The 23,265-nt window shown below is 46.5% G+C and carries 18 protein-coding genes; 1 reads left to right on the forward strand and 17 read right to left on the reverse strand.

Annotation, left to right across the window (positions count from 1 at the left end):
- Nucleotides 1–54: 54 nt before the first annotated feature.
- The 10 genes from ONV78_RS08925 to ONV78_RS08970 all read right to left on the reverse strand — a co-directional run bounded on the left by ONV78_RS08925 (nucleotide 55) and on the right by ONV78_RS08970 (nucleotide 10,385).
- A complete protein-coding gene (locus tag ONV78_RS08925) occupies nucleotides 55–1,032 on the reverse strand; it encodes a glycosyltransferase family 2 protein (protein WP_279502692.1) in 978 nt (325 codons plus the stop codon).
- Between the two features lie 43 nt (nucleotides 1,033–1,075).
- Entirely contained in the window at nucleotides 1,076–1,984 is a 909-nt protein-coding gene (locus ONV78_RS08930; RefSeq protein ID WP_279502694.1) for a glycosyltransferase, read from the reverse strand.
- A 14-nt stretch (nucleotides 1,985–1,998) separates the two neighbouring features.
- Nucleotides 1,999–2,910: a hypothetical protein gene (locus ONV78_RS08935; protein WP_279502695.1), complete on the reverse strand. Its 912-nt coding sequence runs from the start codon at nucleotides 2,908–2,910 to the stop codon at nucleotides 1,999–2,001.
- A 128-nt stretch (nucleotides 2,911–3,038) separates the two neighbouring features.
- On the reverse strand, nucleotides 3,039–4,022 hold the full coding sequence (locus ONV78_RS08940; protein WP_279502697.1) for a glycosyltransferase: 984 nt from the start codon (nucleotides 4,020–4,022) through the stop codon (nucleotides 3,039–3,041).
- Entirely contained in the window at nucleotides 4,007–4,873 is an 867-nt protein-coding gene (locus ONV78_RS08945) for a sulfotransferase (protein ID WP_279502698.1), read from the reverse strand. The genes ONV78_RS08940 and ONV78_RS08945 overlap by 16 nt, the downstream gene beginning before the upstream one ends.
- A gap of 1 nt (nucleotide 4,874) precedes the next feature.
- Nucleotides 4,875–5,729, reverse strand: coding sequence for a sulfotransferase (locus ONV78_RS08950; protein ID WP_279502700.1), 855 nt, complete (start codon nucleotides 5,727–5,729; stop codon nucleotides 4,875–4,877).
- A 6-nt stretch (nucleotides 5,730–5,735) separates the two neighbouring features.
- The gene (locus ONV78_RS08955; RefSeq protein ID WP_279502702.1) at nucleotides 5,736–7,241 is read right to left on the reverse strand and encodes an oligosaccharide flippase family protein; all 1,506 of its coding nucleotides are present in this window, start codon (nucleotides 7,239–7,241) and stop codon (nucleotides 5,736–5,738) included.
- Complete coding sequence (locus ONV78_RS08960; protein ID WP_279502704.1) at nucleotides 7,241–8,479, reverse strand: glycosyltransferase family 4 protein; 1,239 nt, start codon at nucleotides 8,477–8,479, stop codon at nucleotides 7,241–7,243. Before ONV78_RS08960 ends, ONV78_RS08955 begins: the two co-directional genes overlap by 1 nt.
- Nucleotides 8,479–9,846, reverse strand: coding sequence for an O-antigen ligase family protein (locus ONV78_RS08965; protein ID WP_279502705.1), 1,368 nt, complete (start codon nucleotides 9,844–9,846; stop codon nucleotides 8,479–8,481). The genes ONV78_RS08960 and ONV78_RS08965 overlap by 1 nt, the downstream gene beginning before the upstream one ends.
- Nucleotides 9,846–10,385, reverse strand: coding sequence for a hypothetical protein (locus ONV78_RS08970; protein ID WP_279502707.1), 540 nt, complete (start codon nucleotides 10,383–10,385; stop codon nucleotides 9,846–9,848). Before ONV78_RS08970 ends, ONV78_RS08965 begins: the two co-directional genes overlap by 1 nt.
- Before the next feature lie 267 nt (nucleotides 10,386–10,652).
- On the opposite strand from ONV78_RS08970, the gene ONV78_RS08975 reads away from it, so the two are divergent.
- Nucleotides 10,653–11,747 (forward strand): ATP-grasp domain-containing protein, encoded by a 1,095-nt coding sequence (locus ONV78_RS08975; protein WP_279502710.1) that lies wholly within the window; start codon nucleotides 10,653–10,655, stop codon nucleotides 11,745–11,747.
- Nucleotides 11,748–11,793: 46 nt separating this feature from the next.
- Here ONV78_RS08975 and ONV78_RS08980 read toward each other — a convergent pair whose 3' ends face one another.
- The 7 genes from ONV78_RS08980 to ONV78_RS09010 are packed head-to-tail and all read right to left on the reverse strand — an operon-like array spanning nucleotide 11,794 to nucleotide 23,202.
- A complete protein-coding gene (locus ONV78_RS08980; RefSeq protein WP_279502712.1) occupies nucleotides 11,794–12,891 on the reverse strand; it encodes a glycosyltransferase family 4 protein in 1,098 nt (365 codons plus the stop codon).
- A 31-nt stretch (nucleotides 12,892–12,922) separates the two neighbouring features.
- On the reverse strand, nucleotides 12,923–17,206 hold the full coding sequence (locus tag ONV78_RS08985) for an amino acid adenylation domain-containing protein (RefSeq protein ID WP_279502714.1): 4,284 nt from the start codon (nucleotides 17,204–17,206) through the stop codon (nucleotides 12,923–12,925).
- 52 nt (nucleotides 17,207–17,258) lie between these two features.
- Nucleotides 17,259–18,632, reverse strand: a complete 1,374-nt coding sequence (locus tag ONV78_RS08990; protein WP_279502716.1) for a FemAB family XrtA/PEP-CTERM system-associated protein — start codon at nucleotides 18,630–18,632, stop codon at nucleotides 17,259–17,261.
- An 8-nt stretch (nucleotides 18,633–18,640) separates the two neighbouring features.
- On the reverse strand, nucleotides 18,641–19,498 hold the full coding sequence (locus tag ONV78_RS08995; RefSeq protein ID WP_279502718.1) for an XrtA system polysaccharide deacetylase: 858 nt from the start codon (nucleotides 19,496–19,498) through the stop codon (nucleotides 18,641–18,643).
- A 17-nt stretch (nucleotides 19,499–19,515) separates the two neighbouring features.
- Nucleotides 19,516–20,802 (reverse strand): hypothetical protein, encoded by a 1,287-nt coding sequence (locus ONV78_RS09000; protein WP_279502720.1) that lies wholly within the window; start codon nucleotides 20,800–20,802, stop codon nucleotides 19,516–19,518.
- Nucleotides 20,803–20,857: 55 nt separating this feature from the next.
- Nucleotides 20,858–21,691 (reverse strand): XrtA-associated tyrosine autokinase, encoded by an 834-nt coding sequence (locus tag ONV78_RS09005; protein WP_279502723.1) that lies wholly within the window; start codon nucleotides 21,689–21,691, stop codon nucleotides 20,858–20,860.
- On the reverse strand, nucleotides 21,688–23,202 hold the full coding sequence (locus ONV78_RS09010) for an XrtA system polysaccharide chain length determinant (protein WP_279502725.1): 1,515 nt from the start codon (nucleotides 23,200–23,202) through the stop codon (nucleotides 21,688–21,690). The genes ONV78_RS09005 and ONV78_RS09010 overlap by 4 nt, the downstream gene beginning before the upstream one ends.
- Nucleotides 23,203–23,265: the final 63 nt, after the last annotated feature.

Here is a 23,265-nt window from a genome sequence, read left to right on the forward strand (position 1 = left end):
CTAGACGCGCCAATCCCTACTCATTGGTGATTGGCGCGTCTGCACACTAGCTCGTCATAATTTCGGCAGCAGCATCAAATAGTTGAGTAATGCCTTAATATTTGAAGGTTTGAAGCTGAAGGCTTCTTTATAGCAACGACTAGCTTCTTTATATGAGCGACTGTTTTTTAGCCCCCACCCTAACCGCTCAAGCCTATCCGAAATCGCTGCTTTTATCTGTCTCTTCTTGGCATCATCGAAATGACTGAGATTCAAGCAGGACTTTAAGACACTTATATCTGATTCTGCACAATCTTGGTGATTTTCCGTCAAGTTATTATCACCTCGACCCGCACTAATTAATGGCTCGTCTATGTAAACGGCGTTTGCAAGAGTGGACAACCGAAGAAAAAAATGAAAGTCCTCCGATATGTCAAACTCTGTCGGCCATCCCTGCGCGGCTTGATACAGCTCCCTTCTCATAACCAACGTACAGGGAGACATAAAATAACCAGCCAATAATAATCCAAAGACATCCTGTTGAGGCAAGAAGTATAACTTAGAAGAAATACCTTCAAGCGGGGACTGAGTATAGCGATAAATGTTATTAAAAAAGTACGAGTTTGTATGTTCCAACCTTGTGGAAGGTTCCTCAATATCAAAACGAGAAAAATCGCTAAAAACAAACCCAGCATCCGAGCGTTTTCGTAGTATTTCCAATGACTTGCTCAGCTTCCCTTGCTCAAATATATCGTCAGAATCCAGGTATGCGATAAATTTACCCGTGCTGTTGGCCGTCCCTTCATTTCTGGCGCTTGAGACACCTCCGTTGCTCTTTTTTATAAGCTTTATGCGTCCTTCATAACCCCTCAGCGCTTCATCGAGATGGTCCTGAGACCCGTCGTCCACGACGACCACTTCAATGCCGCCCACGCCAGTCTGCGAAAGCACGCTATCAATAGCCCTTCCAATAACCCGGGCTCGGTTATATACAGGAATAATGACAGAAACTTCTATACCACTACTGGCCTGCTCAAACACTTTTACCGCCACTGTTTGTCAATACAAGGTTAAGGTGAATTTAGACATCAGGGTTCTACCGAAATTTGGAGGTCGCCCGGGCTATACAGTACATAAACGTCAAGAATATATGATAACAGCGCCCTTCTACCCCACCCACTACTCGAGCTTTATAAAAAGACATAAACACAACAAGGGCCGCTGCAATAGCAACAAAAAAGAGCGCCACCCACCACTTACTCAACGCAATAGAGAGGATAGAAAAAACGACAAGCATAGCGATAGCGGAAGAAAATATTGCTACTTTTGACTTTAAAAGCGCCGCCAAAGTCTGCACATCGCCCTTACCATGCCATTGCTCTCGCCGGAAGAACGAACCCATATCTTCGGGATAACCCAAATGAATAGCAGATAGATTAGAAAAATATCTAACCGTTGCATGACAAGAGTTACGCGCTCTTAGGCAAAAATCATAGTCTTCACCGGTACGCAAATCACGACTAAATCCACCGATTTGGTCAAATAGACGTCGTGAGACCAGCATATTGCCGGTTCCCACATAATTGCATTCCCCCTCTTTTTTGTTCAAAAGAGGTTGAAACCAATATTTATGGAGCATGTTTTCTGGATCGGATACCTGAAGAGAGCCGCCAACAATGAGATTTTGGGCTTCAAGCTCGTCTTTAAGCCTCAGAAAAGCTTGACGCCACTCCGGTGTCAGCAGGACATCAGCGTCATTAAATAACAAAATATCACCAGAAGCTTTTTGAGCGCCAATATTTCTCAACTCACCAATAAGAACACCTGGCGCCACCAATACTTGGCAGCCCAGGCTTTCAGCAATTTGAGAAGTCCTATCCGTAGAACCATTATCGACAACTATCACTTCATGAGAAACATCTTGAAGAGACATCTTGATAGAGGCCAGAGTCTCTTCAATAACAGCTTCCTCATTGAAAGCTGGAATAACAATACTTAAGTTCACATTATCCTTACTGACTACTGAATGGTTGCTTCCACTCTACTGGGTGGTGATTTATAAAGAGCAGATGGATTTCCTTTTTCGCCTATGTACAAGTTGCCATCTGCATCTCTATCTTGCGGCCTCAACTCGGCAGCATCGACAGAGCTTTTCATTACTATATTGTCGATATATAGAGACTGTGTTTTGGGCGCTTTGCCATTCCAGTACGTAAAGAAATACAAGGAATCAGCCCAATCGCCTGCGCTTGTTAAAGTTTGTACATCTTTCCCGTCCCAAACAAGCTTGTTATCAATCCACAACTTAAAGTAAGCCAAACCGCCTTCACTTACTGGGACAGAGTCAAATCTCAGGCTGATTTCGACCTTAAACCACTTGTTACGAGGCAATAACTCATCTTTTTTATCTTTTGTACCAATATACTTCCAGCCTCGACCTGCAGCTCCCTCTTTGATAAACCTATATACGGAGCCATTAAATGATGGGTCGTCCATTATCTGAAAATCATTAAAGCCGCCAACGCCATCTGCAGCTGAGGCTCTTGTCCGAATTCGCAGAAACTTTAACGCCCCATTTCCTGCGGCGTAAAACTGGAAGTCATCTGGGACATACATGTGGAAAGAGGCCCAAAATGTGTCTCCTTTGTAGAGGTTTTTGCGGAAGTTCATAGCGCCGCCCCATACGCCCCACCCCGTTTCACCTTCCTTAATAGTCATCATTACGTGCTGGGGATCCGTACCATCCGCCAGAGGCCTGGGAAAAGCTGTCGAAAAGGTTGTACGTCCAGCAACTCCATCAAAGGTGTCAACAGTTTCGGCTTTGGCGCCTATCGCTCCGCTGTCGAAGGTAACCTCCCTCGAAAAATCCTCTGAAAAAGCGTTAAGACTAAGCGTCAACGCGCAAACGGCTGATAAAAATCTGATTTTCATATTTGCCCCCCAACAATAAATTCATAAGCAGTATACTTTCATTCCATTCCGGATACGGTTACAGAAGAGCCGCTTTCTTTTACGGTACGTATTTTTATCGACTTGGTCACAAGAGTACTTCCAGGGCTTTAACAAAATCTTTCCAGGACAGTGAGTTGAACCTCTCTCTCCACGCGTTCGTTATCTCCAAGGCTATAGGCATAATTATAGCCCCTTTCCGCCAATTCCGCCCTCTTCTTCCCATCCTTCCACAGAGCGTCTATGGCACGCCGCATTTCGATCCGATCTTCCGGAGAGACAACCATGGCAAGAGAATCATCCATGATACCTACCGTCGAGGTTCCCCGGGTGATGATCACAGGCTTTCTAAATAGCATCGCCTCCAAACACACACTGATACCAGCCGGCTGAATGACGTCTTTTATAATAGGAATGACTACCATTTTGCAATTGGCCAAATAGTCATACCATTCTTTCCTAGGCAAAAAAGCATTTATCCAAGTGACATTTTCGGGAAGATTATCTTTGTCAATGCGCGCATTATGCTTGGTTATACTTTGCTCCGGCAGCAATATGGTTAAAGGATAACCAGAATCACTCACCGCCTCACATAACGTATCAAAGTCTCGTTGTGATGCACCGCAAGATAATATGTAATCGCCTTCATTAATTACAAAATCGTCATATATGCCAAAGTTGTTTGCATTGAAAGGCACATAAGTAATCTTGCTTTCAGATATTCTGTAATATTTTACATAACCTGATGTTTCTTTATGTACACAAATAATCAAGCTTGCGGACTTTAACAAAAGAGATTTCATCAAAATCTTGACATTATCACTCTTTCCTTTTGGGCGACTAAGCACAACATCAAAATAGACTATCTTCACTCGCCCCAGGGTTAATAACTTCGTAAGAAAAAAAATACAAAGCATTCGCAAGTTTGGCGTCCAGGCAAGAATCACATCATTCTTATACGCCCGACGAATAAACCCCAGTAACTCGCCAACCACTTGCAGCCCAGTATTAACAAAAGGCGCGAAAGTTACTTCCACCCCCTCCACTTTTGACTTTAGCTTGTTGACCGAAAGGATTCTCAACGGCTTAGCCATTGGGCCTCCTCTCGCAAGTATTCGTCTCGTACAGCTTTAAAATGCTCAATTTCACTTACCAACATCTCTTCCAGGATTTCTCGCGCGACTTTGGGCATAGAAATCCCTTCTCTATCCTCATTGGAGCGCTTGTGTAGAGTATCAGGAATGTAGTCCTGGCTAATTCCCAGCAGGCTACATACGTGCTTGAAAAATGCCTCAGGGGCGGCTTTTAAGTCCTCGTAAAACAAAAGACTGAAGCGATCAGGAAAACGCTCTTTCCAGCGGGGAATAATTTTCGAGTACTCAGACCGTAAACGGACGGTATTGGAGCCTATTCTCGCTCGAAGCCCCTCAATTTCCTCTTGGGTAACGTCCTCACCTGTCCAGCGGTAGTTCATTTTCACCCCAGACCAGGCGCGCTCAACAGGGTCCCGAATAATCAATAATATTCTGCAGCGCTCTGAGACTGTTGACTTCACGAGATCGACCCCTCTCTCATCTAGCGTAGAGTATGCGGGCGTCAACTCCCCGCTAACTTTGCCATCTATACGGGGGAAAAGATTTCGATACCAAGACGAAGACTTCGCGCCGAAGTTATAACGTAGCAGCCATTTTAGGGTTTCCATATCTGGCCGCTGTTTGAGAAAACGCATACGCTCAAGAGGACTCCCCCAAGGATAACCCTCCTTCCCTGCTAAAAGCGCATTTGGCTGTGCGAAATTAAAATAGTGCAGCTCTTTTATTACTGGCAACCAGACTTGGGGGTGGTGCGCCAACTGATCATAAAGCCAGGTAGTGCCGGCTTTTTGAGCTCCGATGCATATAAAGTCAGGGCCTGCGAGAGTATCGGGCCGATTTGAGTTAGTCATCCTACAGATTCCAAGTACTAAAATCTTTGCCAGTGAGGCGATGGAGTTCCGCCACTTTCTCTTGAAAGACGGGCGTCAATAGCTTGTATACGTCATCTATCTCTTCTTGAGTAAGCTTCTCGTTGCTTTGGGTTTCAGCTAACCTGACTCCCATGCGGCGAATGCTCTTCGGCACAATTGCTGATACGCCATCCCAAACTCTCGAATGGCGGAACTTATTCAACAGCCCCAAACCGCGCACCTTTCTATATGTTTTCGGCGCTTTGTTGGAGTCGACCTGTTCTGTTAGCTCACAGTCGGCATCCACACCTAACCAGGCAAAGATCTCACTCATTACTTTATTTTGATCTGATACCAAGTCCTCAAAGGTCAGTATGTAAATCTTATCTTCACCGAAAAGCTCGTAGTATGGGCGAAGTTGATATGCATAATCAGAGTAAGCGATGTAGGCAGGGTCTCTCTGGATAGCCTTCTGTATACTGCGAGACTCGCCGTGCATATATAAGTCACGCACATTATGGTAGTAGTGACTTATAAGCCTCGCTATCGGCTGACGCATGACATATAGAATTTTAGCGCTGGGGTTGTAGGCATGCATTTTTTCTGGCACCCCTGAATACGTGGGCAGCTTCGTATAATGCGTACTGGACTCCCCCACGTATTTCTTATTTTCGCCAGGAGCCAACAATTCGGCGTATTCTTGTTCAGCACGCCCATCCCATAGCTCTGGCACAAAATACCCTGGTTCCTTTTCCTCTGTCATGTGGATATCCGGATGCTTCGCCAGACAATCGTGTAAAGTAGTGGAGCCGGATTTCATTGCCCCGATGACAAACAAGTTTGCTTTCACACCCATAGTTAGCTACTTACCACGCTTCTTGATAATAGACTGATAGAACATTTTTAAATGCCCGAATGGAATAACCCCCAGCGCTATCGCCAGGACGGGATAAAGCAGAGACAAGGCGACTCTGATAGCGATCGCCCAAGCGCCTACTGGATCCATATCTGAGAATATCCAATACTCGGAGATCAGATAGAAGGAAAGCGCAAGCGAAATTGACACGATATGACTACGCCACTTAAGTTGCATGTCAAAGTGTCTTTTTGCGAAGTGATGAATTAACAAGAACCTGACTAAAAATGCCAGCACTGTTACCCATGCCGCGCCGTACATACCATATTTGGGAATGCTGACCCAGTAGCCCAGCACACAGAAAATCGCCGTCACGACAGAAATCCAGCCAAATCGCCCAGTCTTGCCTTCTGTAAAAAACCCTAGATTGCAATAGTTAGTCCAAGCCAAAAGCACGTAGGCTATCAAAACGATAGGGGCAATACTCGCTGCTCCCCAGTAGTTTTCATCGGACATAAACCGCAGCACTACTGGCAACCACAAAGCAATACCAAACGCCATATAAACCAGAATACCTGATACGACCCTGAAGACAGCATCAAACAAATAGTGGCTTTCCTGATCTTTGTAGATACGGTACTTCTCGGCATCCCACATATTCAGAAAAGGCGTCCACCCTAAGGCGAATAGCATAAAGCCAAATTTATACGCTAAAGAATAAATTCCAACAGAGTCCAAGTCTAAGAATGCACTAATAAAATAGCGGTCCGAATATGTAATAAAGAACATACTCAAGGCTGCAATAATGATAGGGAAGCTAAAGCCTAACATGCTCTTCGCCGTTTCCCATTTGAATTCAGGCTTTAGCTCTCCAACAACGCCAAGCGTCAAACCTAGCGCAGCTAATGAGAAGGCAATGACAGAGGCGTAAACCGCCCCATACACCCCCATCTCAAGGTATATAAGGAAAAATAAATTAAAGGATATCTGCAGTGTAAGACGCAGAACGGAATACCCCAGAAACTTGAGCGCTTTTCCATTAGCTCTAAGATATGCAAATGGAATCTCCATCAAGGCGCCAAGCAGCATATTCAAAGAGTATAGTTGCACCAGCGTCTTTAAATCCGAAGAGCCAAACAGCAACTCGCTGATTGGGCCAGACAGGGATATTAACGTAAGCACCGCCAGCAAATGCATGCCGCAGGTCATACCTAATGCGCTGCCAGTAACTTGATACTTCTCGTTATCGGTATTCGCTAACCCGTAGTACCTCAGGAAGGCTTGCCCAATTCTCGCGCCGAAAAAAATACCAGCCAAATCCACCAGCATTCCAAGCAGCTCAATAACACCGTACTCAGAAGGCAAAAGATACTGGGTATAAATAGGTAAAAGCAGGAAACTCGCTAAGGAGCGAATAATAGTGCCTAGCCCATATATAGCTGTATTAGACACTAATACTTTTGTTTGTTTTACCGCTCCAGGATTAGTCACTTTTGACTGAGGCGCATTCATTACTCTGCCTCTCCTCCCTTTCCAACAATAGAGGAGTATTCCTCAGCCATCCGCAAAGCATAAGACTGGGGGTGAAAACGTTGATTAACTTTATACCGGCCTTTTTCCGCAAAACTCTTTCTCAGCTCAGGACTTTCAATAAGAGTCATTATTCCCTTTGACAGCTCATCAGTAACTTTGGGGTTTATGACGTAACCATCCACCCCATCTTCCACCAACTCGGGAGCAGCGCCCAAATTTGACACGATTACAGGGCAACCGCTTGCCATAGCTTCAATTATTACCAAGCCAAAAGGTTCTGGGTCTATTGAGGCGTGAACAACTAAGTCAGAAATAGCATAGAAAGGCCTAACATCTTTTTGAAAACCGGCCCATATGATATTTTCTTCGATACCAAGGACTTCAACCCTGTGCTTGATCTTTTCATTGTATGCTTTGCTGAAGCCTTCTGAGGCGTCACCTACAATTAAAAGCCTGACTTCAGGCCACTTCTCAGCGACTTTAGCGATCGCCTCAATAAGCTCAAGCTGCCCTTTCCAAGGGATAATTCGCCCAAATATTGAAACAACGAAGTTATCATCAAACAAATTGAACTGGGACTTGACGCTTTGCAGCTGAGCCTTATTCTGAGCCCAGTCGAGAGCGGCGGGATCAACTGGATTCTCAATGACTTTCAACCTGTCAGCGGGGTATCTATTTTTAACGGCGGAATTGGAGACAAACCCAGATATCGCCAAGAACAGTTTGACGCTTGGTGAAAATAGTCTTTCAAGAAATGAGAGAGGGCTTTCTACTACACCATGAATATGCCATACACAAGGTTTTCTGGTCAGAGCCGCCGCCATAAGTACGTAGACACTATTATTAGCATGCACGATATCAATATCATTCTCTCGAATGACTCTCATCAGCTTCGTTACATAAGACAGGTTTTTACAGGTCGAATACAGTGACAGTGCATATATCAGAATTTTTCGAGTCACTTTATTTCTAATACTGGAAATTTTGTGGCTAACTCGGAAATAATCCAGATAATTGAATGTAGGAGAGCAACTAATAACTTTTATATCACCCGCATCAATCCACTTCTCTGGATTTTCTTTAATTGCGGTGACCACCACTGGATGATAATTTTCTGGTAATGACTTAGCCAAGCTAAGCAGTACAACTAGCGCACCGCCAAAGGATAAGCCCTGGTCGACCATAAGGACATTGCACTTCTTTTTCGAGTCCATCATCACAAAGCCTCACCCACAAGCTTAGACTCGCGCTCTTTAAGCTGCTGTTCCTTATAGGTTCTCTTAATTGAATTGTGCATACATACAACCAAAGCCAGATGTATCCACAAATAAGGATAATACAGTACAGTTACAAAGCTGGCGCTAATCAAAAAACCAATCATGGCGAAGTCAAACCCGAACGCCAAAGAATGGTAGAGACGGTTTTCCATTTTTTTCGCCAGCTTACGAACCTTATAATCTGTCACAAAGCTGGCCAAAATCAGAAGTACAAGAACCGTTATTCCAGCAAAGCCAAGCTCGGTTCCACACTGAACAAATATATTGTGGACCAGCTTGCTCCCCTTCACCTCCGACGAAAAATGTCTTGGGTGGTAAGTCGTCCAAGCTTCGTGTCCTACACCAAGAACCGGGTACTTTTTCATAGTCTCCCAGCCTTGCTCCCAACGCTCTATACGGTGCAGTGAAGTTCTATCTTCACCGGAAGTTTCAAATCTTGCTTTAAACTCATCAGGAACAGATACAACAACAATCCAGCCAACCAAGCCTGCAACGATCGCCGTTTTAAAAAAGTGCTTAGTCTTAGCCAACGCAAGAACGCCAATACCAATAACCGCCACAAGCGCCCCTCTTGAAGAGGATGCGATGACAGTTCCAATGGCCGTAAACGGAAAAAGACTAAAGAATATCTTCCAATATTTATTGATATATAAACTGATGCCTAACAGGAACGCGACCGAGAGAGGAGTAAATATCGCCATCTGAATACCGACCTCTCCTGAGTTTTGAAACCAGCCAGGAGCGCCCGTCACACCCCAACTTGCAAATGCAAATCCACGGTTCATCCATGAAATAAATCCGTGCTGGGACATTTTAAAAGAGTAAATCAGGAATGAGAGAAAGAAGATGTAAAATCGCTTTTCATTATTCACGATCGTTACAATCATGAAGTAAAACAAAAACCAGTCAAAAAAGGTCCATAATCGATTGAATGAGGCCCCGCTGTATTCGGAAGCGGCTGAAGATAGCAACACCACCACCCCGTAGAGAACCATCAGCTTGTTTATCCCGTGCCCCGTATCCACTTTCTTTTTCTTTTCCACACAATGAAAAAGAAACGCCGACATAATAAAAAGGGGCACCCACGGCAATATATTGAGCCACAAATAAATCGATTGCGGCCTGACATATTCGAAAAACAAATACCCGCAGATACAAATAAAAGCGAACCCTTCCGCCCTTATTGTCTGATAGATAAACTTAATGTCCATAGAGTACAGCCGTTCCATATCACTGCGTGGAGGCTGTTCACTCGATTTCTTCTGCTTATTAGGACCAGGATAGTGGCCTAACTGGGGAAAGTTCATTACAAGCTTTTCTGCAATACTGAAAGCTTCGACTCAATAGTATCGAAGACTTTATTAAAAACTGAAATTTCCCTGCCGTATGGATCCGGGATGGTAGGGTTTTGATTCGAACCAACCATCCCCAGAATAAGAACATGAGACTCCGCATCGTCCTTTCGATATCTATCCAAGGCATGAACCATGTATGGCTCCATGACGACAAACAAATCGCCTTGGCGCATGCTCATGTCTTGAATGCGTGTACTGCGATGATCACTAAGGCTTACTCCCCTTTCAGCCGCCACCTCTTCGGCTGTTGCGTTAGCGGGCGTTCCTCCGTCAGTAGCAAGGCCGCAGCTCACAATCTCAACCTGACCTTTTTGGAGCTTGCCCTTAAGAAAGGCTTCCGCATATACGCTACGACACACATTCCCTTTGCAAACAAAAATTACTCTTTTTGGAGAGAATCCATGAGGAATATCGGAATATCGTCTATAAACCCCAAGCACCATAAAAAGATACTCTGATAGCAACTTCAGTAACTTTTTTAGCTTACCCAAAATGATTCACCTTAACATTGACGCCGGGTCGGACTTGCTCCACGAGCGCGATTATAGAGACTGCTGGAGGTTATTCAAACCACAGCAGACAACTTTTGACAGTTCAACACTTACCCAATTACTATCACCGGCATCTGAACCACTGCTACTTACCTTTCATCAAGCGACCAACCTACCATGACCAATACTCGCGCCTTGATACTCGACGCCAACCAACGCTCCGCTCTCGCCGCCACTCGCTCCTTGGGAAGCAAGGGCGTCTGGGTCATGACAGCAGACGAAAGCTCTGAAACACTTGCTGGAGCTTCGCGATATTCAAGCGAAAGAGGCGTTTACGCCTCTCCTTACAGCAAGCCTTCAGCATTTTTCGAAGACATACTTAAAATCGTCTCTGAACAACAAATCAACTTCCTGCTCCCTGTGACAGAGGCCTCTACCTACGTCATCCTGGAAAACAGAGACAGGCTGCCAAAAGGCTTAATTCTGCCATTTTCCGAAGCTGAGTCGATAGAGCATTTGGCTAACAAAAACCGCCTGTTTCAGCTCGCGCAGTCTCTGGGACTCCCTACACCCCATACCTTATATATAGAAAGTATAGAGCAGGCGCAGGATGCGATAGAGAACATTAGTGAATACCCAATTGTTTTAAAGCCATTCAAGTCGCGCATACTTACTGGCGGAGAAATTATTAGCACCACCGTCATCATCGCTCACTCTCGCGAGGAGGCGGAGGAGGCTCTTAAAAGGCGTTATTTCCGCGAGTTTCCCTTCATGATTCAGTCTTACATTAAGGGTGAAGGCCAGGGGTTGTTTGCGCTTTACTCCCAAGGCGCGCCCCTTTGCCACTTCTCCCATCGAAGGCTGAGAGAAAAGCCGCCATCAGGGGGAGTAAGCGTACTTTGCGAGTCAAAAGAAGTGGATTCTCGCATGAAGGATATTTCGGACACCCTGCTCCATCATGCTAATTGGAATGGGGTAGCCATGGTGGAGTTCAAAGTCGCGGAAGATGGCACCCCCTACTTGATGGAGATCAACCCTCGATTCTGGGGCTCGTTACAATTGGCGATAGACTCAGGGGTGGACTTCCCTTACCTTCTGCTAAGCTCTTTTGGAGGCGGCGAAGTCACGCCTATCAGTTCATTCACCACAGGACAAAAAATGCGCTGGCTGCTTGGCGACCTAGACCGCTTATACCTTGTCTTGAAATCTCCAAAGCGGCAATATTCCCTTACTCAGAAACTGCTTGAATTACTTCGCTTCCTGCTACCCAACAGAAATACCAAGCACGAAGTCAACCGGCTCTCAGACTTCCGTCCATTTATATTTGAGCTGAAGAAATACTTCCGAGATTTACGCAGCTAAAACATCGCCAACTATCAGGCCCTTCGGGGCCTAGCGCTCCCTATGCTCAGACTGACAGCCGGTCGTACAGGGTCTCGTACTCACCAACCATATTGACCAAAGAAAACTTTTCCGTCGCTGACTGCTGCGCAGCTTGTCGCATTTTATTAACCAACTCCCCATCTCGAAGCTTTAATAAGGCCGTTTTAACAGCCTCTGGATCTTTCACAGGAATCAACAATCCTGTCACACCGTCCTCTACAATTTCTTCCGGACCTCCACTGCGAGTCGCCACAACAGGAACGCCAGCCATCATTGCTTCGACTGTCGCAATGGAAAACCCTTCGCTCGTTGATGTTAAAAGGAAGATATCAGCCTGCCCCATTATGTCTTTGACATCCGAGCGAAAGCCTAAAAAGTGCAGATGAGGCACACCACCGTGGGAGTCTATCCGCTTTAGCAGCTCGTCATACAGGCTTTTCTTCTGGTGCCCCACGACAACAAAATGATATTCATGAGCCCCTTTCATTTTTGCGGCGGCATCCACTAAATACTCATAGCCTTTTGCGGGACGTATGTTGCCGACGGAGAGCACGACAATTGCGTCTTCGGGCAAACCTAGCTCACTTTTCAAGGTCACCCCTTTTCGCGAGAACTGATTGGGATCCACCCCGTTGTATATGAGCTTCAATTTACTAACTTCCAGCTCACCTCTGAGCTTTAGCTCCTCTTCCAACTTCTTGGATACGCATATAATAGAATCAGCCCCCAGACTAATAACCTTAAACTTCAGGTTTAATAGTCTTTCCTGCTTTGCTACATCCACCCCGCCATGAAATGTGGCGATCATTGGTTTACGCGTCAACATGGCGACAAGCGCGCCATATACATTGGAGCCCATTAAATGCGCATGAATCACATCTATCTTGTTTGAACGAATGAATCGGACTAACGCCCAAGCATAACCCAGGTTGAAACTCCCCTTGGAGTCGATGAACACAGGCTCAATACCTGACTCCCTGACTTGGTCAGCGACCCAGCCTTCGCCTCGCAGAATGACATGATGTTGATATTTGTCTTTGGATAGATTCCGTATCAGTTGAATAAATACAGTTTCCGCACCGCCTGGGCCGGTGGTGTCGATTATATGTAATACGTTCTTCATAAATTAACTGAAAGTTACCCCTTTCGGCACTCTATTCTTGCTCTCGAAGAAAACAAGCCAGCACCCGCTTCGCCTCGTCAGACTCCAGAAAGTGCGCATGCTCAGCATCCACCGTCTCAACTTCTACTCTTCCTGTCAGGTGCCTTTCCCAACCCAACACGGGCAAGCTATATGCACCAGACTCGGTGGAAGGCAGGCGCAACAGCATTACACTGCCGTTGTAGGCTCTTTCAATATGCCTTTCAACAGCAAGTCGATTCGATCTGCGCACCTCAAACACGCGCAACGTTTGAGGCATTCTAATGCCCAGCATCCGATAGAATCTGACCTCTAAAAAATTCTTGTAATATCTTATTCTGGCCGATGTGCTTTGAGCGACCTTTTGTAAAAAGGTGCGACGATCCTCAGCGAATCCTTCAGGTAAATGCTTAGCAGCAGGCCCGATGGTGTCAAGCAATATGACCCAGTCGACCTTAAATCCCCTGACTGAAAGCTCATTGGCCAGCTCTACTGCTATTGAGCCCCCCATAGAACCTCCCAAGAGTAAAACCTGCTTTTTACTGAGAAGTTCGTCGAGAAGTGCGGCATAGTGGCGAGCCATATCAAGAATTGAATATGAGGGCTCGCTCTTCCCATCCAGTCCGGTAGCCTGTATACCATAAACAGGGCGATTCAAATCGTCAAAGTCCAGCAACGCCTTATAGGCAAGCACGTTACCGCCGACAGGATGAATACAAATCAAGGGAGTCTTGGCCCCTCCGGCAGACAGTTGTACGATGTTTTTCCATCCCTCAACCTCCCTGACGGCATAGCTATTACTCTCAACCCCCGACTCGGAATAACTAGTGTTAATACGCGCCAACTCACCAGCCAGGGACCTTACTGTAGGCGCTTTGAAGAGCAAAGCCAGCGGCGCATTAATCCCATATCGCCGATGTAACTGGTCAAATACTTGTAACGCTTTAATCGAGTGACCGCCAACCTCAAAAAAATTAGCGTCAGGATCAAGCTCATCCAGCCCCAGAACACTTTTCCAAATGGCTCCAACCTTATTAAGCAGCTCTTTATCCTCGCCATCATGAAACCTAGTCTGCCTCTGACCCTCAGTACCGCTAGCGCCTAAAGTTCCCGAAAAGCAATCTATTGTGACATCCGAGTTTAGTGCAGCCCCGCCAATTTCCATGCTTTCAATAAAACTTTTTAGCGTCGCCATATACGCAGCAAGCATTTTCCTGCTTGTGTCCAAATTAAATAAGGCGGTGCTTGTCTGAAAGCGAAAAACAAAGTCGCCTCCATAAAAGTCAACGTAAAGAAAGATTTCCCCCTGCGTATAGCCAATATCAACCGGCACAGGACTCAAAGCGCCGCTGTCCGCCACATTTAACTTGCGATTAGAGAAATCGTTAAATGTTATATAAGCTTGCGCCAAAGTAGGCCTGGAGGCATCGCGAGCAGCCTGTATGCTAGAGACTATCTTTTCAAAAGAGATCCCGCCATGCAGCAAGGCCAGATTTAAGGCTTGCTCCGTGCTTCTTAGCTGCTCCTGCAAACCGCCAACCACCTCAGGCAGTCGAAGTGGGATGGTGTTAAAAAACATCCCTATTGCATCATGTAGTCCCTTTTGCCCCTCGCGACCGCTTGTAGCCGTTCCAAGTATCAGGTCATGCGCGCCCGTTGCTTTCCTTAACCACGCAGAGAAAGCACTGATCAACACGACAAACGGCCGCGTTCTTAATTTATTTGCTACGCCAATGAGTCTAGAAGAGAGATCTTGACCTAGAACCTCAACAACTTGCCTTCCTTTAAAGTCAAAAAAATCAGGACGCTCGTAATCGGTTCGCAAGCTTAAAAGCGGCAATGGCTTCCGTAGCGTCTGCACCCAAAACTCGACGCTTTCCTCTAAGTCTCCTCGGCGAGGTGAGACAATTACACCCTTAGCTCCTGCCTCACTATCCTGGCTGGCAACCAGAGTCTCCCCTCCCTCATAAAGTTGCAACAAGCGGTCCCAAACCTTCAATTGGGATATGCCATCCAGCAATATATGGTGAGTCACCATCTGCAGGGCTGAAATCCGCCCTTCTCTTTCAAAGGCGACAAAGCGAACAAGTAATTCCGCATCAAAGTCAAACTCACGCTTGGCTTCTTGATGCAGAAGCGCCTCTAAAGAATCTGATGAGCTTGCAATATCTCTTACTTGCAATGGCGCCTCCACCTCCGAGTATAAGCGCCACGACAAATTAGCCGCATTCAGTTTCAGTCTTAGAACAGGGAGTTCGCGCAACAGCAAGGAAATAGCCCGCTCCAGCCTACCTGCATCCCAGGGCGACTCTAAAATAAACGCCTCAGATTCATTAAATACACTACTGGAGCCCGCCAACTGACATATAAACCAAACTCTTCGTTGTCCATCACTTAGCTCCGCACACTCTTCCAGCGTTATTAGGTCAGAGTGACTCGTCGCCTCAGGTGCAGCCGTAACAAGTTCACACTGCTCAATAAACACGGGGCATGCGATCAACTGATTAACGCCAATGGATTTGCCAAACTCAATCTCGATCTCGTTTGAGAGCCTGGCTGAAGCCAGGGAGTGCCCCCCAAGCTCATTAAAATGATCGTGGACGTCCTGCGGGGACACGCCAAGAACCGCCTTCCATGCAGACGCCAAACGCCGCTCCATATCGGAGGAAAACAGCCTATCGGCCGATACGGATGACGCCATCCCCTTTTCCACATCGCCTTTCAATGCTTTCTTGTCAATTTTCTTATTCGGCGTTTGTGGAAAGCTGTCATATATTCGCCAAAGGCCGGGAACCATATAAAACGGCAGCGTTTGCCGCAGTGAGCTCTCAACCTCCTCAAAAGCCTGAGCTTTGTTGGAAAAGCGCAAGCAACCAACGAGGACGTTGTCACCTGCCGGGTTAGACACTGCAACAACCGCAGCGTCAGCAATTTCCGGCAAACACGTTAACGCAGCCTCAATCTCTCCCAACTCAATTCGAAACCCTCGAATCTTTACCTGATTATCAAGCCGATCCACATAACGCATCTGACCGCCAGCGACCTGCACCAGATCACCTGTACGATAGTATGGCAGTGGAGAACCAGTGACATTGAGAACAACAAAGCGGTCCTTATTGAGTTCAGGCCTCCCGAAATATCCTGGGGACAAACAAGCGCCGCCAATTAACAGTTCTCCGGCCGCCTCACCCGATACTGGATTCAGACTTTCATCCACCACAACCAAGTCGACATTAGTGTAGGGAGCGCCTAGCGGTATAAATCCCGCATCAATATCTTTTTGACTTACCTTATGACTACAAACCCATACCGTCGCTTCGGTAGGCCCGTACATATTCCAAACTTCACTGGCCTCCTTAAGGAGTTTTCCCGCCAGATCAACCGGAAAAGCCTCTCCGCCACACAAAATCTTGTGCGTATTGCAAGGACGCCACCCCAGTTCTAACATCAAACGCCAAGTTGCTGGCGTCGCCTGCAGGACATTAATGTCATTTTTCTCGATAATAGCGCCAAGCCGATCTGGAGACAGCGCATCGCTCTTCTTACAGACATAAACAACCCCGCCAAGAATCAGCGGAAGAAATAATTCCAGGACAGAAATATCAAAGGAAATCGTAGTCAACCCGAGAAAACGATCGCCGTCTCGAGTCCCGATAGCCTCGTCTACACCATATAGAAAATTAATAACAGCGGACTGTGCAATAGGAACGCCTTTTGGGCGTCCTGTAGAACCTGAAGTAAAAATGATATACGCGACCAAGTCAGCAGCGCTCTCAAGCGACCCTCTGAAACTGACATAGTTGTCACGCAGATCATCAAGAGACTTATTAACCACACCATCGCCAGCCTCAGCTACCTTGTATTTATCCAATAGCACCAAATCAGGGATGCCTTGCAAAAGATCAGAGGTAGATGATTCAAATATGGCGGCGGAAGCGTTTGCATCTTCCAGAATAATTCGGATGCGCTCTGCGGGAAATGCCGGGTCAACTGGAACGTAAGCTGCTCCAACTATACCAACGCCTAAAAGCAAAGCCGGCAAATGATGATCACGATTCACACATACTGCAACACGGTCACCAGCGCCAACCCCCAGCGCTTTGAGTCGCTCAGCCACCAGCAGGGAGTGATGCAGAAGCTGGCGATAGTTAAGCTCGCCATCTTCAGATTTTACCGCAGGCCTTTCAGAGAAGCGTTCAGCGGAATTAAGAAGGATTTCCGGCAGTCCCCAGCCCTTCTCTTGCGCAATTGCAAAAAGACCCGCGCGGTGTTCTCGATGGTTGGGAGTATTGCTCATCGCCTCAACCCTGCAACATGTAAAGGCCAGACTGCATATCGCACGCTCTTGATCAGGGCAAATACTTAACCACCATAGGGCCGACTATATTAGTCAGCCACACAGGTAGTCTTGTCCATACAGCAATCAGCAGCTTGAACTTGGGGTTATCAGGATTAAGCTTTGGCGCCTCTTTCCCTTCAGCAAGACAGTAGTCCCAATGTAACCGCACCGGTGTGGCGCCCCACTGCTGTTTAAATTTGTAAGTGCCGCTATCTTCCGTACAGCGTCCAAAATCAAATATTTTGTATTTTTCTCTAATGCTGAACCTTAGGATTTCCCAATACATCAGCATATTTATACCGGAGCTATTCGCCTCATGCACCGTTGAAGCCCAGGGTATTTCCATCCGATCGCCGCTACCGATAATAATCGCACATGCGACCACGGAGCCGCTTAATCTGCCTATGACAACTCTAGCAGATTCTCCGTACGATCTAAGGAAGCCATGAAAAAAGTTTTTCCCATATACCGGCGTACCAAGATCCCTCATATTCCGCGAGAAAACGGAATAGAAGTCATCCAGTAACTCAGCGCCACCGATAGTAATTTCCGCACTTTCCTTCTGAGGGCGCTTAATTTGCGCTCGAACTTTAGGCTTAAAGCTTGACCACAAATCTTCTTCCTGCTCGGGCAACGCGAGCCAGAACGTCAACTTTTCAGTACGTTGCGGCAGGCCCAAATTGGATGACGTCAAATGTCTCAGCTCGATATGCCCCGCTCCCACCTGATCGCGCCAACGCACTGCATCAGCGATTAGCATTTGGGCAACCTGCTTGCTGTCCGCCAGAGCACCGCCATAGTTAAAATACGGCGTAGAAACTATAAAGTTTCCGAATAAACGGCTGTTCAATTGAGTAAGCGGCAGAACGCCGACGACTCTGTCAGACTCATCAAGCGCACAAATAAATCGACATGGGTGGCCGTACACCGACTCCACGAAAAATTTCACCCACAGCTTGTGGTAGGGAGAAGCCTGTGGATGCCGGTCGACATATTCATCCCAAGACGCTCGCAAGCCTGGCTCAGCGTCGACTTCCACGACTCGAAACGCTTTGGCGGCAAGATTTAAGATCTGCGGCGCAGAATAGGCTTCTTCAACAATCTGTTGCAGCTTCTCCGCTTGCTTAGACTTATCTAGGGGACCACCTGAAAGCACTTCACTCGATTGGCCAGCTTGCTGGCGCTGCGCTTTCTTAAAAGCCTTAATCCGCCCCGCTACTTCCTTAAACTCGGCTGACACCGCCCCCATTTCAACAATGAGCTCGCCTGCATCATCGGAGCCACTTTTTTTAGCCTCGCCAATTAAGCGCGACAGTTCGCCCTTGCGCGCCTTAAGCTGGTCTTCCCGCAACTTCAGGCTGTCTAGATTGTTAGCATCGTTCATAACAAGGGTTAAACCGCAACTGGGGCAGAGTCGATAGACTGAGACTTGAGCACATCTGAAACCGTAGTAAAGGAAAAGTCATCGAGCAACGCCTCTAGTCTGGAAAAACAAACATCCAGATTGTTGTAATGCCTAAATGTCGACAACATGCTGGCCTTGACTCGGGGCTGCTTCGGATCAATTTCCCATGGATGCAAGTAAAAAATAAAACTGCGACCCAATCTATTGACCCGCCCCAACCCCCAGCGCGTAAGCCAATAGGGAAACAACCTGAAATAACCGCCGCCAGCGATAGGAAGCCTGTATTTGCCAATAGGGCAAGTAGTTAAGGGAAACTCCACAATCTGTTTGCCATTTGGCGCTTGTAGAAGATAAGGGTCTTCCGGTGTGTTCGGCATCCCATAGCGGTCATGCCTTACCGGAAAGATACTTGAATCCCACTTAAATCCTAAATCACACAAAATATCCAACGCCCACTTGGACTTATCGGTTATTGAGTAACTTGCCGCCCTATACCCTTCCACTGGCTGCTGGATGATATTTTCCAGAATATCTTTGGATTTAGCGGTTTCTTCCCTGAATACTTCAGGAGTCTGCGAATAAACCAATTGGTGGCTGTAGCCGTGTGACGCCACTTCGTGACCCGCCTGATGAATCTCCGTGACAATATGAGGATATCTTTCCGCCACCCAGCCCAAAACAAAAAAAGTGCCTTTTACACCTTTCTTATCAAACAACTCGAGCAAGTCTCGCGTATTTTTTTCAACACGACACTCCCGGCTCGTCCACTCGTCAACGCCAATTGATTCCGCTAGCGCTGCAACGTGGAAATAATCCTCTACATCTATAGTCAAGGCGTTCTGCAAGACAACCACCTGTATGCTTAAAAATTGGGGACGTAGTCGACGCCCACTCCGACTGTCATGGCATCGTATTCTGCTGCTCCGCCATCAGAATCTTTCGACTCGTATTCAACGTAATAGCGAGAGCTGAAGTTTTTGTACCAATGATGGTTAACCTGTATTGAATGCTCGTAAGTATCCTGCTCTGCGTTACTGCCCCCAAAGGTCTTGTTAGTGTATTCAGACGACATCAACCAATTCCAGACAGCGTTAACCTTATGAGACCAGCTTACAGCGGCGGAATACTCTTTATCTTCCAGAGTCGTTGTTTCATTTTCTTCGGTCGTACTAGAACCCTTTAATTGAAACACGTCTCTGGAATTTGGCTTGTAATTCACACCCGCAACATGCTCTTGCATTAATACGGTCTCACTAGACCCTATCGTGATCGGGTGTTCAAAAATTTGGAAAACAGTTTCAGACGCGCTGTCGGTTAACTTGCGATTATAGGCATACGTCAAACCAACTGCTGCGCTGGCCTGATAACTTAGATTCAAAGATCCAGTGACCTCATCCGACTTCCTGTCTCCGCTTGACTGCTCGGTGGTAAGCCTGGTCACACCAACACCCATACTGGCGAATAGATCATTGTAGCGTTTACTGAGACGCACCTCAGACTCTAACGTCTCAATGTCCGTTTCGTTATCCAAGTCAGCCCACTCGCCACTATTGCTCCATGTAAACGTAAGCTCATTTGCAAAACGATGTACATAATCGGCAGTTGCGGTATTTCTTTTGCTGTCGATAGCGGTATTACTATCGAAGTCGATTTGCTTATATTGCCCCCCTAGCACCAAGTCATCTTTCGCTGACACAGCAATACGATAGCTAGGTCCAGTGGTAAAAACATTCTTCCGAACTCTTGTATCAGGGGTATTTGGCGTACTGCTATTTAGCACATCCTCAGTCAATTCATCCTTAATAAGCCAAGACAGGCTGGGACTGAAATTATATCTACCGTCATATATCACCTCAGTGGTAACTTCATCCCCAAAGGTGTCGCCCCAATAGTGCTCGAACCCAAAATCTGCTGAAAGTGAACTCTCAAAAGCCCCTTTCGTAAGCGTTTGCCCCAGCTTTAAGCCCACCTTGCTAAGCCAATCATCTTCTTTGTTTTGAGTTTTTGTTACGTTATCGGAGTACTCCTGAGTAGCGCTTAATTGTACTTCCAGCGGTTCCGCCTGTACGTATAGTGCTGCGCTTATTGCATTTATACCGATCAAGGCAAGCAGAGCTGGCCTTGATTTATCTAATAGAAGGTAATCCATGAAGGGACAGGTCCTTATGGTAGTTATGTAGAAAGACAGTCTCTTTTAGCTGTTTTCAGCCATTTACTAAGACTCCCGCGCACTTCTGCGACGGAATCGATGACACAGCGGACACAATCTGACTTTCTGTAACCCTTCCATGAGGTACGACAACTAATGTCAAATCACACAGCTCGGAGATAATCCGCGCATCGGGCGACACTGCAATCGAAGGAGTATCCAGAATGATAAAGCGGTCTGGATAGCGCTTTCTTAATGAGTGCAAAAACTGCCTCATACGAAACGATGTAAAAAATTCTCCCGACGATTCTCGTCTACTTCCCGCCGGGATCAATCTCAGTCTTTTGATGCCTGTTGGGTAGATCACGGAGGCAATATCCATATCGGGATCTTCAATAAAGTCCGTTACCCCCAGATCAGGCATCAAATCCAAAATGTTATGCAGTGACGGCTCTCTCAGGTTGCAGTCAATAATCAGCGCAGTCTTACTGCTGTCCAAAGCAAATGCTGCAGCCAGATTTATTGCCGCAAAGGAAGCGCCACACCCTTCTGTAACACCTGTAACAGCCAAGGTGAAATTATTACCTTTGCTAATCTCCAGCAAACGGGTTCGCAACTCTCGAAATTTATCAATAATCGTTCGATCAGGAGATTCCGGATGGATAATGCGCTTTTGGTTCAGATCGTCTACTGACAAGAGAGAAGGCTCTCGCATCTTGGCGATCTGTTTACTAATTACATAGCGTTCTACACTGCCTGACTTGACTTCCAGCGAACTGGGCACAAGCACTCTATCAGCAGTGGAGCTATTTGGCTGAGGCTCTTTAGGTTTAGCCTGCCCCTTATCAATATCGTAGATATTTTTGATATTCTCTTGCTTATCGGTCACAAGACAACTCCCGTATAACGCATCCACCCATATACTAAATAAACGCCGATACTGACTAATGCCAAGAAAAGAATGACTTTAGTTCGACGCCGGTCAATTCTCCGTTCCAATGGAGTGGAAATATAGGGAATCGTCGCCAACACAGGGATACCCGTATTTTCCTGCAAAATAGATCCTGTACGTACGCGCGGGTCCACCTGGCAGAACGCGACAGCTATGCCTATAGGCGCGAGAAAACCTAAAAACAGTCCCGCCATGGCAAAGTGACGGAAAGTAAACCCGGACGGCTTCAGCGGATAGGCAGCCGGCTCATGGATCTTATAACTAAGACCATGCCCTTCTACATCAAGACGCATTGAGACTCGCGCCTTTTCCCTTCGCTTCAAGAGATCATCGTATATATTCTTGTTAACCTCATAATCCCTGGTAAGCTCAGCAATTTTCGCCTGATTCTCCTGAATGCGCTGCATTCGGGTGCGCTCTTTCTCTAATAAAATCGCCAAGGACTTTTGTCTTGTACGCAATGTATCTATGTTAGCGAGCGCTTTTGAAAGCTCACTCTGGAGCTCTTGATATATAGGGTTAAAAGAAGACTCCGAACGCGTAGACGAGCCACCGCTGGACACGGCTTCTGCACGCTGCTTCTCCAGTTCGACTATTTGTTGCTTCAAAGCAATAATGTCGGGATAGCTATCCAGATAAATCAACCGCAAGGAATCAAGCTTCTTATTTAACTCATCTATGCGAGTTTGATACGCATCATCTGCGATTTCTCTTCTCACAACTCTAGACTGTCCCGACAACTGTGACTGCAGCGCATCTCTCTGAGCCATCGCCTCTTTCAACGCAAGCTCGGCTTCTTCAATCTGACGCTCAAGAGCGGATATTCTCGACCCAACTGACTCAGCAGTACCGTCCACATTATCCTGCAAAAAGTTTTTCAAGCGCTCTTCAGATGCCTGCAATTGCGTTTGGTATGCCTTAACTTGCTTATCAACAAACTCATACGCATTGCGGCTTTCTTCACGCTTGCTGTTTTCGGTCTCTTCGATAAAGAGCTGCGTCAACTCACGAGTTACATCAAAGACTCGTTGCGCATTAGAATCCTTGTATTCTATTTCAATAAAGTTGGGGGCTCCGGTCTTCTTGACCGCGACATTATTTCGCACTTTGGAAATAATGCCTTCCTTCGCAGCGTCTGATTTTACAGTCCCCCAGATATCCTCCATTTCTGCGAGACGGGTCAGAACTCTTCTCGACAACATAACCTCTTCAACAGAAGCAACGTGATCCTTCACTTTGGTGGTTAGGGCTGAGCCATCCATCAGAGGCCGGATGATATTTTGATCATCGACATATATAACGCTTCGAGCAGTAAACTGCTGCGGCCAAAATGCGCCCACGACAAGCGTTCCGAAGCTGACAGCAAGAAAAACAAAGAACGACAGCCATTTCCGGGAGCGAATCTCCCTGAAGGCTTCTTTTGGTAGCTGATCTAAAGGAACCGCCATATCATTGCACCAGCATAGTCATAAGAGAAAAGTTCTGTCTCAAATTCAATTTCGCCCCCAACT

The organism is Hahella sp. CR1 (genome assembly GCF_029813005.1).
Lineage (GTDB): Bacteria > Pseudomonadota > Gammaproteobacteria > Pseudomonadales > Oleiphilaceae > Hahella.